At 49.7% G+C, this 15,671-nt stretch carries 14 protein-coding genes; 9 read left to right on the top strand and 5 right to left on the bottom strand.

Translation table 11 applies throughout. The annotated features are described in order from the left end of the window. The first annotated feature begins 48 nt into the window (after window positions 1-48). The 5 genes from RNAN_RS10660 to RNAN_RS10640 all read left to right on the top strand — a co-directional run bounded on the left by RNAN_RS10660 (window position 49) and on the right by RNAN_RS10640 (window position 3,568). Window positions 49-690 carry a LysE family translocator gene (locus RNAN_RS10660; protein ID WP_008221623.1) on the top strand — a complete coding sequence of 214 codons (642 nt, stop codon included), beginning with the start codon at window positions 49-51 and terminating at the stop codon, window positions 688-690. A gap of 41 nt (window positions 691-731) precedes the next feature. After that, entirely contained in the window at window positions 732-1,259 is a 528-nt protein-coding gene (locus RNAN_RS10655) for a YaeQ family protein (protein ID WP_008221620.1), read from the top strand. 94 nt (window positions 1,260-1,353) lie between these two features. Then, window positions 1,354-2,268 (top strand): oxygen-dependent tRNA uridine(34) hydroxylase TrhO, encoded by a 915-nt coding sequence (gene trhO, locus RNAN_RS10650; RefSeq protein WP_008221618.1) that lies wholly within the window; start codon window positions 1,354-1,356, stop codon window positions 2,266-2,268. A 167-nt stretch (window positions 2,269-2,435) separates the two neighbouring features. Next, window positions 2,436-2,984: a cytochrome b gene (locus RNAN_RS10645; RefSeq protein ID WP_008221616.1), complete on the top strand. Its 549-nt coding sequence runs from the start codon at window positions 2,436-2,438 to the stop codon at window positions 2,982-2,984. Window positions 2,985-2,998: 14 nt separating this feature from the next. Next, complete coding sequence (locus RNAN_RS10640; protein ID WP_008221613.1) at window positions 2,999-3,568, top strand: YceI family protein; 570 nt, start codon at window positions 2,999-3,001, stop codon at window positions 3,566-3,568. A 32-nt stretch (window positions 3,569-3,600) separates the two neighbouring features. Here the strand turns inward: RNAN_RS10640 and RNAN_RS10635 are convergent, their stop codons facing one another. The 5 genes from RNAN_RS10635 to ubiG all read right to left on the bottom strand — a co-directional run bounded on the left by RNAN_RS10635 (window position 3,601) and on the right by ubiG (window position 9,479). Continuing rightward, window positions 3,601-4,632 (bottom strand): tetratricopeptide repeat protein, encoded by a 1,032-nt coding sequence (locus RNAN_RS10635; RefSeq protein ID WP_008221610.1) that lies wholly within the window; start codon window positions 4,630-4,632, stop codon window positions 3,601-3,603. A gap of 66 nt (window positions 4,633-4,698) precedes the next feature. Beyond that, window positions 4,699-4,953 carry a class I ribonucleotide reductase maintenance protein YfaE gene (yfaE, locus tag RNAN_RS10630; RefSeq protein WP_008221608.1) on the bottom strand — a complete coding sequence of 85 codons (255 nt, stop codon included), beginning with the start codon at window positions 4,951-4,953 and terminating at the stop codon, window positions 4,699-4,701. 3 nt (window positions 4,954-4,956) lie between these two features. Further along, on the bottom strand, window positions 4,957-6,087 hold the full coding sequence (nrdB, locus tag RNAN_RS10625; protein ID WP_008221605.1) for a class Ia ribonucleoside-diphosphate reductase subunit beta: 1,131 nt from the start codon (window positions 6,085-6,087) through the stop codon (window positions 4,957-4,959). A 70-nt stretch (window positions 6,088-6,157) separates the two neighbouring features. Then, the gene (gene nrdA / locus RNAN_RS10620) at window positions 6,158-8,443 is read right to left on the bottom strand and encodes a class 1a ribonucleoside-diphosphate reductase subunit alpha (RefSeq protein WP_008221603.1); all 2,286 of its coding nucleotides are present in this window, start codon (window positions 8,441-8,443) and stop codon (window positions 6,158-6,160) included. Between the two features lie 325 nt (window positions 8,444-8,768). After that, a complete protein-coding gene (ubiG, locus tag RNAN_RS10615) occupies window positions 8,769-9,479 on the bottom strand; it encodes a bifunctional 2-polyprenyl-6-hydroxyphenol methylase/3-demethylubiquinol 3-O-methyltransferase UbiG (RefSeq protein WP_008221600.1) in 711 nt (236 codons plus the stop codon). Between the two features lie 188 nt (window positions 9,480-9,667). On the opposite strand from ubiG, the gene gyrA reads away from it, so the two are divergent. The 4 genes from gyrA (at window position 9,668) to cmk (ending at window position 15,621) form a co-directional block, all read left to right on the top strand. Continuing rightward, complete coding sequence (gene gyrA, locus RNAN_RS10610; protein ID WP_008221598.1) at window positions 9,668-12,286, top strand: DNA gyrase subunit A; 2,619 nt, start codon at window positions 9,668-9,670, stop codon at window positions 12,284-12,286. 141 nt (window positions 12,287-12,427) lie between these two features. Beyond that, complete coding sequence (gene serC / locus RNAN_RS10605) at window positions 12,428-13,510, top strand: 3-phosphoserine/phosphohydroxythreonine transaminase (protein ID WP_040552023.1); 1,083 nt, start codon at window positions 12,428-12,430, stop codon at window positions 13,508-13,510. Then, window positions 13,507-14,787, top strand: coding sequence for a 3-phosphoshikimate 1-carboxyvinyltransferase (gene aroA / locus RNAN_RS10600; protein WP_008221595.1), 1,281 nt, complete (start codon window positions 13,507-13,509; stop codon window positions 14,785-14,787). The genes serC and aroA overlap by 4 nt, the downstream gene beginning before the upstream one ends. Before the next feature lie 144 nt (window positions 14,788-14,931). Further along, window positions 14,932-15,621 carry a (d)CMP kinase gene (gene cmk, locus RNAN_RS10595; protein ID WP_008221590.1) on the top strand — a complete coding sequence of 230 codons (690 nt, stop codon included), beginning with the start codon at window positions 14,932-14,934 and terminating at the stop codon, window positions 15,619-15,621. Window positions 15,622-15,671 lie beyond the last annotated feature (50 nt).

Genomic DNA, 15,671 nt, shown 5'->3' with positions numbered 1-15,671 from the left:
CGACTGAGTGAAGGTTAACTGTTATTTTTATTTGCGGATTAGTTTGTTATGTCTTTTTGGCCAGAGTTTTTATTGATTGCAACAGTGCATCTGGTGGCAGTTGCCAGCCCGGGGCCCGATTTTGCCATAGTGCTGCGCTATGCCGTACGGTTTGGCCGGCGTCAGGCGCTGTTAGCCAGTGCAGGTGTCGGCCTGGCCATTTTGCTGCACGTTAGCTGGTCTTTACTGGGTATTGCCGTGCTTATTCAAACCACCGAATGGTTATTCAGTGCGTTAAGCCTGGCGGGTGCGGCTTATTTATTTTATATCGGTATACAAGCGCTTAAAAGTAAGGCGCCCCTTCATCCGGAGCAGACCATAGGTGGCAGCGCGCAGGATCCTGTGCCAAGCGGTGGCAAAGCTTTTGCCGCCGGCTTTATCACTAACGGTTTAAACCCAAAGGCCACACTATTCTTCTTATCCTTGTTTGCGGTCATTATTTCGCCACAAACACCGCTGTCGTACAAAGTGGTCTACGGTGTGTACATGGCGCTGGCGACAGCCTGCTGGTTTTCAGTGTTATCTGTAGTGCTGACACAAACCAAAGTACGGGGTTTTTTACTGCTGAAAGGCTTTTGGTTTGACCGGCTGATGGGGGCGCTATTATTGGCATTAGCGTTGCATCTGGTGATAACCACGATGTACCGCTAAACTTAAGCAGTGTCAGTATCTCGCTGACCAAGAGGTGTAACATGCAGATCGTCAGCAAGCTGATTACGCTGGATCTGGATTATAGTCATCCCGATAGCCATGCTTATCAGCAACAGCGTTATTATGTCTCGCCCTGGCAAGGGGAGAGTGCGCAGCATTTTGCCAAACGACTGCTGATGTTTTTAAGCCTATACGAGCAGCATCCTGGCTTCGCTGATACACCGTCGCACGGTAAGGCCCCGGATATCTTTGTCAAAGATACAGAGCAACAGGTTGCTATCTGGTGTCAACTCGAGCCCATTGCCGCTAAGCGGCTGCAGCGGGCCAGTCACCTGGCCGGTGAAGTGTTATTAGTACTGGACGAGCAGGAAGCGGCGCAGTGTTCTGCCATGGCTGTGGCGAATCAACGCACCTTTGTGTTACACCAGTCACAATTAGACGCCTTTTGCTTAATGCTAAAAAGTCACATGCGGCTAAGTGTTTACCGCGAAGATCCGCTGCTGCAAATTACCGATGGTCAGCATGTGATGGAGCTTAATCTCACCGCCTTACTGGATAAGCCACATTAATACTGTGGCCTTGTGTTAGCGCAACTGAACGTTATAATACGCCGGTTTTTAACATTGCACCGGATTTACGGTCCGGCAACGCAAGGAGTTGTCTATGTACGTTGTTGCTGCTTTATATAAATTTGTTCACTTACCCGATTACGTTAGTCTGCGCGATACCTTGTATAACACTATGGTTGCCCATCAGGTTAAAGGCACTTTGTTGCTGGCTGAAGAGGGCATTAACGGCACCATTTGTGGGCCGCGCCAGGGAGTTGACGCAGTAAAAGCCTGGCTTGATGCCGATGGCCGCTTCGCGGGTTTGAGCTACAAAGAATCCTTATCGGATGAGCTGGCGTTTTACCGCACCAAAGTAAAACTGAAAAAAGAAATCGTTACCATGGGCGTTGAAGGGATTAATCCGGCGCATATTGTTGGTACCTATGTTAAAGGTAATGACTGGAACCAGCTAATAAGCGATCCGGACACTATAGTCATTGACACCCGCAATGACTATGAAGTGGCCATTGGTACTTTTAAAAATGCGGTCAACCCTAACACCACTACCTTTCGTGAGTTCCCCCAATGGGCGGCCGAAAACCTGGATAAAACCAAACACAAGAAAGTGGCGATGTTTTGCACCGGTGGTATCCGCTGCGAAAAATCCACCGCTTACCTAAAAGAGCAGGGCTTTGATGAGGTGTATCACCTCGATGGCGGTATTTTAAAGTACTTAGAGGAAATGCCGGCAGAAAATAGCCTGTGGCAAGGTGAGTGTTTTGTCTTTGACCAGCGCGTTGCGGTAAAACACGGTTTGGCACAAGGCAGTTATGATCAGTGTTATGCCTGTCGTATGCCGTTATCTGCAGAAGAAATGAGCTCTGCACACTATGTAAAAGGCTTAAGCTGCCCACACTGCTTTGATAAAACCACGGAAGAGCAAAAAGCGGCCTTTGCCGAGCGTCAACGTCAGGTTGAACTGGCGAAACAGCGCGGTGAAAAACATATCCGCGACGGTAAGTTTGAATAACGACTCCTCGCATCAAGCTACAAAGCACCTTATCAAGCCAGCATACTGCTGGCTTTTTTTCTGCTACTCAGGCGCAGTCCTTTCTATAATTTAGAACTTAATTGCGCTAAAAATGCAATTTTTGTTTTATTTTCCTACGCTATGATAACCGGCAATCAGGAGATCCTATGCTGAAAAACACCTTTACTCATTACGGCATTGTCAGTGTAGTCGTGCACTGGCTGGTAGCGTTCACCGTATTTGGTTTGTTTGCCCTGGGGTTTTGGATGGTCGATCTCAGTTATTACAGTAGCTGGTATCGTACCGCGCCGCACTGGCACAAAAGCATTGGCATTTTGTTGGCGTTGGTCATACTGTTTCGCCTGCTCTGGCGCCTGATAAGCCCGCCACCGCCGCCACTTGCTTCGCATAAAGATTGGGAGCGTCGCACTGCCGCTGTAGTGCAGCTGGCGTTATATCTGGGCATTGCGGTGCTTATTATCAGTGGCTATTTAATCTCCACTGAAGATGGCCGGCCGATTGCCGTGTTTGGCTGGTTTGAGGTGCCGGCATTGGGGGCGCTGTTTAACCGCCAGGCCGACATCGCAGGCGCGATACACGAATACACCGCTTATGCTTTAATCACGCTGGCGTTGCTACATGGGCTGGCGGCCGTAAAACACCATGTTATCGATAAAGACAGTACACTGCGCCGAATGTTCGGCTGTAAACCTTAAAACCGGAGGATACAATGAAGAAACTTGCACTGGCTGCAGCACTAGCCTCGATGATGGTATTACCGGCAAAAGCTGCCGATTATGTGATTGATACCCAAGGCGCACATGCTTTTATTCAGTTTAAAATTAGCCACTTAGGTTACAGTTGGTTATATGGCCGCTTTAACACCTTTAGCGGTGATTTCAGCTACGACGCCAGCAAACTGGCCCAGTCAAAAATTCAGCTGACCATCGACACCGCCAGTGTTGACTCCAACCATGCTGAGCGTGATAAACACTTGCGCAGCGCCGATTTTCTAAACGTTAGTAAACACCCTAAAGCAACCTTTGTCAGCACCAAAGTGGTGCCTAAAGACGGTGATAACTTCGATTTACATGGTAATTTAACGCTTAACGGTGTGACGAAAGAAGTGGTTATCGCAGCTGAGAAATTAGGCGAGGGCACAGATCCCTGGGGCGGTTACCGCGCTGGTTTTGCCGGTACTACCACGCTGACATTAAAAGATTTTGCCATTAACACTGATTTAGGCCCGGCATCTGCCACTGTGCAGTTGGATCTGACCGTAGAAGGGATCCGCAAGTAAGCACAACAGCCTGACCAAACACCGGTGTGTTACTACACCTGTGTTTGGTTTGCCGGCTTGTCTGTCTGTGGCTTTATTTCTGCTGCCGGCTCAGGCTGTGCTTTTGACTTTAAGGCACTGAGTAAGCTTAACAAGATCAGATTAAACTCTTCGTCTTCTATTTTGGCATTGGTCAGGCTACCTACCAACAATGTGGCTTCAAAATTATCGCCGGTGCGATACATCAGTTGTGCCAACCTGAGAGTCGCCCACGGCAGGCTCGGGTTCTCACTGTCCTTAAAAAACTCAAGATACTGCTGCAGCGCCTTGATGCCAAGATTGGCGTCCTGGTCGGCTACCACAGCTAAACGGCCGATATGATAAAGCGCAGTGTATTTTTCAGTCAGATCCGTTGCATAGTCTGCTGCTTGCTGGTAGCTGACAAAGGCCTGTTGATAGGCGCCTAACTCATTTTCAATTTGTGCCTTACGCGCCAGTAAGCGCGCTGTTGGCGGATTGGGCATCATTTTTTCCAACAGTGCCAACGCTTCGGCCGGTTTTTTCTCGTTAAGCAAAATACGGCTTTGTGCCAGTAAAGCTTGTGCCGGACTATCTTGAGCCAGCTGTTGTGCCATTTGATCCGCCAGCGCTTTATCGCCGCCGGCAGAAGCGGGCGCGATGCTGTAAAAATCAATTAACGCCTGACGGGCTGCAAAGTGATCGGGCTTTAACTGTACCGCCTGTTGTAACAGGGCCACGCCACGCGCAGCCCGCTCTTTGGCGGCAAACACATTGCCATCACTGGCCAGGCGAATTTTGCTCAGGCCGGCCAGATAATTCAGCTCACTGTTAGCAGGAAACTGTTCGACGGCGTAATTGAGTAGGGTATTGGCATCTTCGAGCCGCTGCTGGCTGATTAACGCCCGCGCATACAGTACCAGCAAAGCGTCCTGCTGTTTGTAATCAGGTCGCTTAACCAGTTGCTGCTCAAGTTCGGTAAATTGTGATTTCGCCAGTAACTGCTCAAAATGGGCCAGCTCCTGCGCAGGTAGCACTGTCGCCAACAAAAATAACAGCGTTTTCAATACAGAACTCCTTCGACGTCGCGAATTGTTATAGTCTGCGGCATCTGCTGCTAAATTACCACCGGCTTAAGGTACTTCAATACTGATGTCTGTCAGCGGAATGCTACAGCAGGGCAAAAATTCGCCACTGCGTACAAAAGCCAGCGGCTCGGTAAGATAACGCACTTCGCCAGACAGCAGCTTACAGCGGCAAGCGCCGCAGTAGCCCTCACGGCAATGAAAATTCACCTGTTGTTGATGGCGCTCCAGCGCGCAGAGTAAATTGGCATCAGTGCCATCAAACTCGATGGCACTGTGCTGATTAAGCCTGACGCTGGGCATCTGTTACAGGTCGAAATCGCCGAAATCGGCGCCATCAACTTCGTTATCAATCTGACCGACCAGATAAGAGCTGATTTCGGCTTCTTGTGGTGCTACCTGCACGTTATCTGACACCAGCCAGGTGTTGATCCAGGGGATAGGGTTTTGTGTGGTAGAGAAGATAGGCTTTAAGCCAATCGCCTGCATCCGGCTGTTAGTAATGTACTCAACGTACTGGCACAAAATATCTTTATTCAGGCCAATCATAGAGCCATCTTTAAACAAAAACTCAGCCCAGTCTTTTTCCTGCTCTGCCGCTTTGCGGAAAATAGCATAAGCTTCTTCTTCACACTCTTTGGCAATTTGCGCCATTTGTGGGTCGTCATCACCGGCTGCCATAATGTTTAGCATATGCTGGGTGCCGGTTAGGTGCAGCGCTTCATCGCGGGCGATAAGACGAATGATCTTAGCATTGCCTTCCATCAGTTCACGCTCAGCAAAAGCAAAGCTGCAGGCGAAGCTGACGTAAAAGCGAATTGCCTCAAGCACATTTACCGACATCACGCACAGGTACAGCCGGCGTTTGAGTTCGTACAGGCTGATGGTGTGGGTTTCACCGTTGATGGTGTGAGTGCCTTCGCCACAGCGCTGGTACAAATTAATGCCATCAATCAGCGCATCGTAGTAGCGGGTTACATCTTCAGCGCGCTGCAGAATTTTCTCATTCAGCATAATGTCGTCAAACACTTTATGAGGCTCGGCGCTGATATTACGTACTATATGGGTATAGCTGCGGCTGTGGATAGTTTCACTAAAGGCCCAGGTTTCAATCCAGGTTTCCAGCTCGGGCAGCGATACGATAGGTAAAAATGCCACATTAGGTGAGCGGCCCTGTACCGAGTCCAGTAAGGTCTGGTACTTCAGGTTGCTGATAAAAATGTGCTTTTCATGCTCGGGCAGGTTCTGAAAGTCGATACGGTCTTTGCTGACATCGACCTCTTCCGGCCGCCAGAAGAAACTCAGTTGTTTTTCAATCAGTTTTTCAAAGATACCGTATTTTTGCTGATCGTAACGTGACACATTGACCGGATTGCCAAAAAACATTGGCTCTTTTAATTGATCGTTGATTTGTCTGTTAAAGGTTGTGTACGCCATAGCCACTTATCGTCCTAACTGGGTATCAAAACTACATACGGGCTGTGCGGCCAGCCCGTTTACTGTCAGATTAAATTTTACAGGCACCGCCGGCGCAGCCATCACCCTGGGCTTCCGGTTTAATATCGTCCTGCACGTCAGATGCACCGTCACGGGTGTTGTGGTAATACATGGTTTTTACCCCCAACTTGTAAGCGGTTAGCAAATCTTGCAATAACAGTTTCATCGGCACTTTGCCACCGTCAAACTTATTCGGGTCATAGTTGGTATTGGCCGAAATAGTCTGGTCAACAAACTTCTGCATAATGGCCACTAATGTCAGGTAGCCATTATTGTTCGGTATGTCCCACAGCAGCTCGTATTTATCTTTTAATCGCTCATACTCTGGCACGACCTGCTTTAAAATGCCGTCTTTACTGGCTTTAACGCTGATATGGCCGCGTGGTGGTTCTATGCCATTAGTGGCATTAGAGATTTGCGATGAGGTTTCGGATGGCATCAGCGCTGACAGCGTCGAGTTACGCAGGCCATGCGTCGTAATGTCTTTACGCAGCTGCTCCCAATCCAGTTGCAGGGGCTCCTGGCACACTTTATCCAAATCTTTTTTGTAGGTATCTATCGGTAAGATGCCTTCGGCGTACGTTGTCTCGTTAAACTTCGGACAAGCGCCAAACTCCTGCGCCAGCTTGTTGGACGCTTTCAGCAGATAGTACTGCATGGCTTCAAAGGTGCGGTGTGTTAACGCATTAGCAGAGCCATCTGAGTATTTCACGCCGTTCTTTGCCAGATAATAGGCGTAGTTAATCACACCAACGCCTAAAGTGCGGCGGTTGATAGAGGCATGAAACGCCGCCGGAATAGGGTAATCCTGATAATCCAGCAGGCTATCCAGTGAGCGCACCGCCAGCTCAGCCAGCTCTTCCAGTTCCGATAAGTTGTCAATGGCGCCTAAGTTAAACGCTGACAGCGTACAAAGGGCAATTTCCCCCTCAGGATCGTTGACGTCGTTTAACGGCTTCGTTGGCAGCGCAATTTCCAGACACAGGTTGCTTTGGCGCACCGGCGCAAATTTGGGGTTAAACGGGCTGTGCGTATTACAGTGGTCAACGTTTTGCAGATAAATACGGCCGGTGCTGGCACGCTCCTGCATAAACAGGGTAAACAGCTCCAGTGCTTTTAAGCGTTTTTTGCGGATGCTGCTGTCGTTTTCGTACTTCACATACAGCTGTTCAAATTTTTCCTGATCTTCAAAAAAAGCATCATATAAACCCGGTACGTCTGACGGGCTAAACAGGGTGATGTAATCGTCTTTAATTAAACGGGTGTACATCAGGCGGTTAAACTGCACGCCATAATCTAAGTGCCGCACCCGGTTTTCTTCTACACCACGGTTGTTTTTCAGCACCAACAATGATTCTACTTCTAAGTGCCACAGCGGGTAGAACAGGGTTGCCGCACCGCCACGCACGCCACCTTGCGAGCAGCTTTTAACCGCGGTTTGAAAGTGTTTGTAAAACGGAATACAGCCAGTGTGAAAGGCTTCACCGTTACGGATTGGGCTGCCCAAAGCGCGGATGCGGCCGGCATTGATGCCGATACCGGCGCGCTGGCTCACGTATTTAACAATGGCACTTGAGGTAGCGTTAATCGAATCTAAGCTGTCACCGCATTCAATCAGTACGCACGAGCTGAACTGACGGGTAGGGGTACGCACACCAGACATAATGGGCGTTGGCAACGACAATTTAAAGGTTGAGCAGGCGTCGTAGAAGCGGCGCACATAATCCAGCCGGTTGGCTTTGGGGTAGTTAGCAAACAAACAGGCCGCTACCAGCATATATAAAAACTGCGCGCTTTCGTATATCTCGCCGCTGACGCGGTTTTGTACCAGGTATTTACCTTCCAGCTGTTTGACCGCCGCGTAGCTGAAGTTTAAATCGCGGCTGTGATCGATATAGCTATTCAGCGTTTCCAGCTCATCACGGCTGTAATCAGCCAGGATATGGGCGTCATAGCGCTTGGCTTCTACCATCCGTACTACCTGATCGTACAGATGCGGTGGCTCAAACTGGCCATAGGCTTTTTTGCGCAGATGGAATACGGCTAAGCGGGCGGCCAGGTATTGATAGTCCGGGCTGTCTTTAGAAATAAGATCAGCAGCAGCTTTAATAATGGTTTCATGAATATCTTCAGTTTTAATGCCATCGTAAAACTGGATATGCGATTTAAGCTCAACCTGAGACACCGACACATTCGACAAGCCTTCAGCGGCCCAGGTAATCACACGGTGGATTTTATCTAAATCCAGCGGCTCACGGCGACCATCACGCTTAGTGACAAAAAGAGATTGAGTCATTGCTGCTGCTTTCCATTTCAATTGTTGTTAACGGTTGCAAGCCGTAGCGCACGGCTATTTTATTATCCGCTATTGCTGTTTAATTACACAACATATAGTGGTTTGCATGAAAGTGATCACAAGATAGTGTGTATCTGGGGTTTTTGCAAGGCTTGACAACGCGGAAAAACATCGGGACGAAAGATGCGGTTAGCAACTGCTAACCGCGGTGCCAGTGTGCGAAGAAAAGTGCTGTGGGTGCAAGCTTTTTTTCTGGTTAAATTTATTTATTCTATCAATATTTTTTTTATAGCTATCGGCTATTTAGCTGCTGAAAAAAACAGCGTTACAACGGTTTTCTCGCCACCACGATGTAATTGACGTCCAGCCCCGGGCCGGTTTTAAAACTGTTTTTCAGCGGATTAAAATGCAGGCCGGTAGCATCTACCAGCTCAAGGCCAGCTTGCTCGATAAAGCGCATCAGCTCAGAAGGACGGATAAACTTACTGAACTCATGCGTACCTTTAGGCACCAGCTTAAGTACATGCTCGGCGCCAATGATGGCCAGTAAATAGGCTTTGGCGGTTTTGTTTAACGTAGAGAAAAACAAAGTGGCGCCGGGTTTGGCTAAATCGGCGCAGGCCTGAATAACCGACATCGGCGCAGGCACATGCTCCAGCATTTCCATACAGGTTACGACATCAAACTGCCCGCTATGCTGCTGGGCGTAATCTTCAGCCGTCGCTTGCTGGTAATTAACAGTGACGCCGCTTTCCAGTGCGTGTAAGCGCGCCACCTCCAGTGAGTCACTGGCCATATCTAACCCCGTTACCACAGCACCGCTACGCGCCATGCTCTCGGCCAAAATACCGCCACCACAGCCAATATCAATTACCGTTTTGCCAAATAAACCCTGCAGTTCATCGCTGATATAGCTTAAGCGTACCGGGTTTAACAGATGCAGTGGCTTAAACTCACCATCAGGGTCCCACCAGCGCGAGGCAATATCGTTAAACTTGGCAATTTCGCGGTTATCTACATTCAGGCTGCTTGTCATGGGCGTTGCTCGTTAGTTTTTTGCGCATTATAAAGCCTGTAACGGTGACAGCAATGGCAAAGGTGGTTTTGCGCTGCATTTGGGGCATGGCAAGCGGGATTTTCTGTGTTAGAATCCCGCGTTGTCTCGCGCTTTATAACATCGACAAATGCGAGTTATCTATCTGATTTAAGGGAAATTAGCGTTTTATGACAGATCTGGCCAGAGAAATAGTTCCGATAAATATCGAAGACGAATTAAAGAATTCGTACCTCGATTACGCCATGAGCGTTATTGTTGGCCGCGCCTTACCGGACGTAAGGGATGGTTTAAAGCCGGTACACCGTCGCGTGTTGTTTGCGATGAAGGAACTGGGCAATGACTGGAACAAAGCCTATAAGAAATCGGCCCGTGTGGTGGGTGATGTTATCGGTAAGTATCACCCGCACGGCGACAGTGCGGTTTACGATACTATAGTGCGCATGGCGCAGCCTTTCTCTTTACGTTACATGCTGGTTGACGGTCAGGGTAACTTTGGCTCTATCGATGGCGACTCCGCGGCAGCAATGCGTTATACCGAAGTACGGATGGCACGCATTGCGCATGAATTACTGGCCGATTTAGATAAAGAAACCGTCGACTATGTGCCTAACTACGACGGCACTGAGCAAATTCCAGCGGTTATGCCAACCAAGGTGCCAAACCTGTTAATTAACGGCTCCAGTGGTATTGCCGTAGGTATGGCCACCAATATTCCACCGCACAACTTAACTGAAGTGATTGATGGCTGTTTAGCCTTAATTGCTAATCCGGATATCGAACTGCATGAGTTGATGCAGTATATCCCGGGGCCAGATTTCCCTACAGCCGCTATTATTAATGGCCGTAAAGGTATCGAAGAAGCTTACCGCACTGGCCGCGGCAAGGTGTATATCCGCGCCAAAACCGAAATTGAAACCGACGAGAAAACCGGCCGTGAAGCCATTATCGTCAACGAAATTCCGTATCAGGTAAACAAAGCCCGCTTAATTGAAAAAATTGCCGAGCTGGTAAAAGAAAAGCGTATTGAAGGCATTTCAGCACTGCGTGACGAGTCTGATAAAGACGGTATGCGTATAGTGATTGAGCTGAAACGCGGCGAATCCAGTGACGTCATGCTGAACCAGCTGTATGCCAACACCCAAATGCAAACAGTGTTTGGTATCAATATGGTCGCCTTGGATCAGGGCCAGCCAAAGCTGTTAAGCTTAAAAGAGATGCTGCAGTGCTTTGTGTTGCACCGCCGGGAAGTGGTTACCCGTCGTACCGTTTACGATTTACGTAAAGCCCGTGATCGCGCCCATATCTTAGAAGGTTTAGCCATAGCGCTGGCCAATATTGACGACATCATTGAGCTGATTAAAACTTCGCCCAGCCCGGCGGAAGCCAAGCTGCGCTTAGTTGACCGCGGCTGGCAGTTAGGTGATGTTAGCGCCATGCTGGAGCGCGCCGGACAAGATGCCGCGCGGCCAGAGTGGTTAGAAGCGCATTTTGGTATTCGCGACGGCAAATATTTCTTAACCGAGCAACAGGCTCAGGCCATTTTGGATCTGCGTTTACATAAGCTGACCGGCCTTGAGCATGAAAAAATTCTTGATGAGTACAAGCAGCTATTAGAGCTTATCGCAGAATTACTACACATTCTGGCCAGCCCGGAGCGGTTAATGGAAGTGATCTGCGAAGAGCTTGAAGCGATCAAAACCCAATATGGCGATGCACGCCGCACGGATATTCAGGACAATATGCTGGATATCAATATGGAAGATTTGATCACCGAAGAAGACGTGGTGGTGACCCTATCGCACTTAGGCTATGCCAAATATCAGCCTTTGTCTGACTATGAAGCACAGCGCCGCGGTGGCAAGGGTAAAGCCGCCACTACGGTAAAAGATGAAGACTTCGTTGATAAGTTATTAGTTGCCAGCACCCACGATACGATTTTATGTTTCTCTAACCGTGGCCGCCTGTACTGGATGAAGGTATATCAATTACCGCTGGCCAGTCGCACAGCGCGTGGTAAGCCGATTGTGAACTTATTGCCGCTGGAAGAAGGCGAGCGCATTAATGCTATTCTGCCGGTGCGTGAGTACGAAGAAAACAAATATGTGTTTATGGCCACCGCCAATGGTACGGTGAAGAAAACATCGCTGACCGAGTACTCGCGGCCGCGCTCTAACGGTATTATTGCCGTGAATCTGAACGATGGTGACCGTTTAATCGGTGTGGGTATTACCGACGGCAACAGTGAAATTATGCTGTTCTCCGATGATGGTAAAGTGGTGCGCTTTGCCGAAGATCAGGTGCGTAGCATGGGCCGTACCGCCACCGGCGTGCGCGGCATTAAACTGCGTGAAGGGGGCTCAGTGGTCTCGTTAATCATTCCAAACGGCAGTGGCCCAATCCTTACCGTCACAGAAAACGGCTATGGCAAACGCACGGCACTGCAGGAATACCCGGCGAAGAGCCGCGCCACGCAGGGCGTAGTGTCGATTAAAGTGTCAGAGCGTAACGGCCTGGTGGTCGGTGCGGTACAGGTGAATGAGCTGGATGAAATTATGATGATTTCAAACAAGGGCACTCTGGTACGTACCCGCGTTAATGAAGTGTCTGAAGTCGGCCGTAATACCCAGGGCGTAATTTTAATTCGCACCGCTGATAACGAAAAAGTGGTAGGTGTGGAAAAAATAGACGAAATTCAGGACGCTGAGGAACTGGCAGCTGCCGAGGCAGAGAAGGCCGCCAACACTGTGCTGACTGACACTCAGTTAGCGCAGGATGAAGAAGAGTAACACCCAGACAAAACGGGCGCATCTGCGCTCGTTTTGCTTTTTAGCTGTTGGTAATTTATCCAATAAGATCGGCCAAAGCCGGCATTAATGAACAACCAGGCCAGTAAAAGAAAGACGCTAATTCAGGAGCTCGCAGTAACAATGACGACGTTTAATTTTTGTGCCGGCCCGGCCATGCTACCGGTTGAAGTAATGCAGCAGGCACAGCAGGAATTTATTAACTGGCAGCAACAAGGCTGTTCGGTGATGGAAATCAGCCATCGCAGCAAGCCCTTTATCAAATTAGCCGCTGAGGCTGAGCAGGACCTGCGTGATTTACTCAATATTCCAGCCAATTACAAGGTGCTGTTTATGCACGGCGGTGGCCGGGGGCAATTCTCTGCCGTGCCGCTTAATTTATTAAAGCCGGGCCAAACGGCTGACTATATCGTGTCGGGTGCCTGGTCACAGTCGGCAGTAGAAGAAGCACAAAAATACGGTGCGATTAACACTCAGGATATTCGCAGCAAAAGCGCCGGTGGTATTCGCAGTATTACCGCGCCAGAGCAATGGCAGTTAACACCGGGTGCGGCTTATGTGCATTGCTGCCCGAATGAAACGGTAGACGGCGTTGAGTTTACCGGTCTTCCGCAAACAGACAGCCCAATTGTCGCCGATTTATCTTCTACTATTTTATCGCGGCCAATTGATGTGAGCCGTTACGGCGTTATTTATGCCGGCGCGCAGAAAAATATCGGCCCGTCGGGTTTAACGCTGGCGATAGTGCGGGACGATTTACTACCGGCAAAAGATACGGCCATCCCCTCTGTACTGGATTATCGTCTGGCGGCTGAAAACGACAGCATGTTTAATACCCCGCCTACCTTTGCCTGGTATCTGGCCGGGTTGGTATTTAAGTGGCTAAAACGCCAGGGCGGCGTAACCGAAATGGCTACGCGTAACCAATCAAAAGCTAGCTTATTGTATGATTATATTGATAAAAGCGATTTTTACAGTAACGATGTCGACAAAGCTTACCGCTCCTGGATGAATGTGCCGTTTTTCCTGGCCGATGAGCGGCTAAACGACACCTTTTTGGCACAGGCCGAACAGCATGGCCTATTGGCACTGAAAGGCCACCGTATGGTAGGCGGTATGCGGGCCAGTATTTATAACGCTATGCCGCTGGCAGGCGTGCAAACGCTGGTAAGCTTTATGCAAGAATTTGAGCGGGTACACGGATGAAAACATTAACCCTTAATCCGATTGCTAAAGTGGCCGGTGAAGTACACCTGCCAGGCTCGAAAAGTATCTCGAACCGGGTGCTGCTGCTGGCGGCACTGGCAGAGGGCACGACATTTATCACCAATTTACTCGATAGTGATGATGTTAAGCATATGCTTAACGCCTTAACGGCGTTAGGCGTCAGCTATAAGTTATCTGCCTGTCGTACCAAGTGCGAGGTACACGGCCTTGGCGGCCTGTTTAACCACCCGCATGCGCTAACCATGTTTTTAGGCAATGCTGGCACCGCCATGCGCCCGCTTACTGCAGCGCTGGCGGCATCTAAGGTGGATATAACGCTAACCGGCGAGCCGCGTATGTACGAGCGGCCTATCGGCCATTTAGTCGATGCGCTGCGTCAGCTAAACGCCGAGATCAGCTATCTGGATAACGACGGCTTTCCGCCGCTGCGCATTCACGGCAAAGCGCTAAGCGGCGGTAAAATGCAAATAGACGGCAGTATCTCCAGTCAGTTTTTAACGGCTGTATTAATGGTGGCACCGCTGCTGGATGGCGATAGCGAAATCGACATTATCGGCGAGCTGGTCTCCAAGCCGTATATCGATATAACCCTGGCGCTGATGCAGCGCTTTGGTGTCAGCGTAACGCATCACGACTATAAAACGTTCAGCATTGCCGGCAATCAGTTGTATAAATCGCCGGGCCACTGGCTGGTAGAAGGTGATGCCTCATCAGCGTCTTACTTTCTGGCGGCAGCGGCCATTAAAGGCGGCAGCATTAAAGTGACCGGCATTGGCAAGCATGCGGTGCAGGGGGATATTCATTTTGCTGATGCGTTAGCGGCTATGGGCGCCGATGTTGCGTGGGGTGATGATTATATTATGGTTACGCGAAACCAATTAAACGGCATAGACCGTGACTATAACGCCATACCTGATGCGGCCATGACTATTGCCACCACCGCCTTGTTTGCCAAAGGGCCTACGGTTATTCGCAATGTCTACAACTGGCGGGTAAAAGAGACCGACCGCTTAGCGGCGATGGCAACTGAACTTAGAAAAGTGGGCGCTGAGGTGGAAGAAGGCCATGATTATTTGAAAATTGTGCCGCCGGCTCAGCTTAAGCACGCCAGTATCGCGACCTATAATGACCATCGCATGGCCATGTGTTTCTCACTGGTCGCGCTCAGTGATACGCCGGTTACTATTGAAGATCCGGATTGCACCGCTAAAACCTTCCCGGGCTACTTTGATACCTTTGCCCGTTTAGCCCTCTAGCGGCATTTTCATGTAGATGCACAGCCGTCTGGCTGTGCGCTTTTCCTGCGTTTTAACTGAATTAAACACAGATTTTGTCACGAAAAGCTGTATAATAGCGCCGTTTTTTAATCCGATTAACCAGCAGTTTGACAAGGGGGTAGGATGCCACATTCTGCAGCAGTAATTACCATAGATGGCCCGGGTGGTGCAGGCAAAGGCACCATTTGCCGCTTAGTAGCCCAACGTTTGGGCTGGCAATTACTCGACAGTGGCGCTATTTACCGCGTGCTCGCCCTGGCTGCGATGCATCATCAGATTGCTTGTGATGACGAAGAAGCACTGCAGCCGTTAGCCGCGCACCTGGATGTGCAGTTTGGCAGTGACGAGCAGGGCAATGTGCGCATTACGCTGGAAGGCGAAAATGTTACCCATACCATTCGCACGCAGGAAGTGGCTGATGTAGCGTCAAAAATTGCTTCGCTACCGCGGGTGCGTGAAGCCTTGTTGCGGCGTCAACGCGCTTTTGCCGAGCAGCCAGGTTTGGTCGCTGATGGCAGAGACATGGGTACTGTGGTGTTCCCGCAGGCTGAAGTTAAAATCTTTTTAACCGCCACCGCCGAAGAGCGCGCCAGACGGCGCTTTTTAGAGTTGAAAGAAAAGGGCTTTGATGTTAACATCGGCGACCTTTTGGGCGAAATTCGGGCCAGAGACGAGCGCGATATGAACCGCGCCACAGCACCACTAAAACCGGCTGCTGATGCGTATATCCTGGATTCGACCAGTAAAACCATTGAACAAGTGTTGGATGAGGTACTGAACTACGTTGGCATGAAGTTGCCGGCAGTGGTGTGAACCAGGCCAAAACCGCGCTTTGGACAGCCTGATAAACGGATTTAATCAGG

The sequence above is a fragment of the Rheinheimera nanhaiensis E407-8 genome (assembly GCF_000296695.1).
Taxonomy (GTDB): domain Bacteria; phylum Pseudomonadota; class Gammaproteobacteria; order Enterobacterales; family Alteromonadaceae; genus Alishewanella; species Alishewanella nanhaiensis.
Note: the sequence above shows the minus strand (reverse complement) of the source record. Positions and strands in the feature narration are given on the sequence as shown.

What these genes read in the sequence shown, in the direction of transcription:
- trhO (WP_008221618.1), top strand. Translation starts at nt 1,354, where the DNA reads ATGTACGTTGTTGCTGCTTTATATAAATTTGTTCACTTACCCGATTAC.
- yfaE (WP_008221608.1), bottom strand. Translation starts at nt 4,953, where the DNA reads ATGCCCAGCGTCAGGCTTAATCAGCACAGTGCCATCGAGTTTGATGGC.
- nrdA (WP_008221603.1), bottom strand. Translation starts at nt 8,443, where the DNA reads ATGACTCAATCTCTTTTTGTCACTAAGCGTGATGGTCGCCGTGAGCCG.
- gyrA (WP_008221598.1), top strand. Translation starts at nt 9,668, where the DNA reads ATGACAGATCTGGCCAGAGAAATAGTTCCGATAAATATCGAAGACGAA.
- aroA (WP_008221595.1), top strand. Translation starts at nt 13,507, where the DNA reads ATGAAAACATTAACCCTTAATCCGATTGCTAAAGTGGCCGGTGAAGTA.
- RNAN_RS10640 (WP_008221613.1), top strand. Translation starts at nt 2,999, where the DNA reads ATGAAGAAACTTGCACTGGCTGCAGCACTAGCCTCGATGATGGTATTA.
- serC (WP_040552023.1), top strand. Translation starts at nt 12,428, where the DNA reads ATGACGACGTTTAATTTTTGTGCCGGCCCGGCCATGCTACCGGTTGAA.
- RNAN_RS10645 (WP_008221616.1), top strand. Translation starts at nt 2,436, where the DNA reads ATGCTGAAAAACACCTTTACTCATTACGGCATTGTCAGTGTAGTCGTG.
- nrdB (WP_008221605.1), bottom strand. Translation starts at nt 6,087, where the DNA reads ATGGCGTACACAACCTTTAACAGACAAATCAACGATCAATTAAAAGAG.
- cmk (WP_008221590.1), top strand. Translation starts at nt 14,932, where the DNA reads ATGCCACATTCTGCAGCAGTAATTACCATAGATGGCCCGGGTGGTGCA.
- ubiG (WP_008221600.1), bottom strand. Translation starts at nt 9,479, where the DNA reads ATGACAAGCAGCCTGAATGTAGATAACCGCGAAATTGCCAAGTTTAAC.
- RNAN_RS10660 (WP_008221623.1), top strand. Translation starts at nt 49, where the DNA reads ATGTCTTTTTGGCCAGAGTTTTTATTGATTGCAACAGTGCATCTGGTG.
- RNAN_RS10655 (WP_008221620.1), top strand. Translation starts at nt 732, where the DNA reads ATGCAGATCGTCAGCAAGCTGATTACGCTGGATCTGGATTATAGTCAT.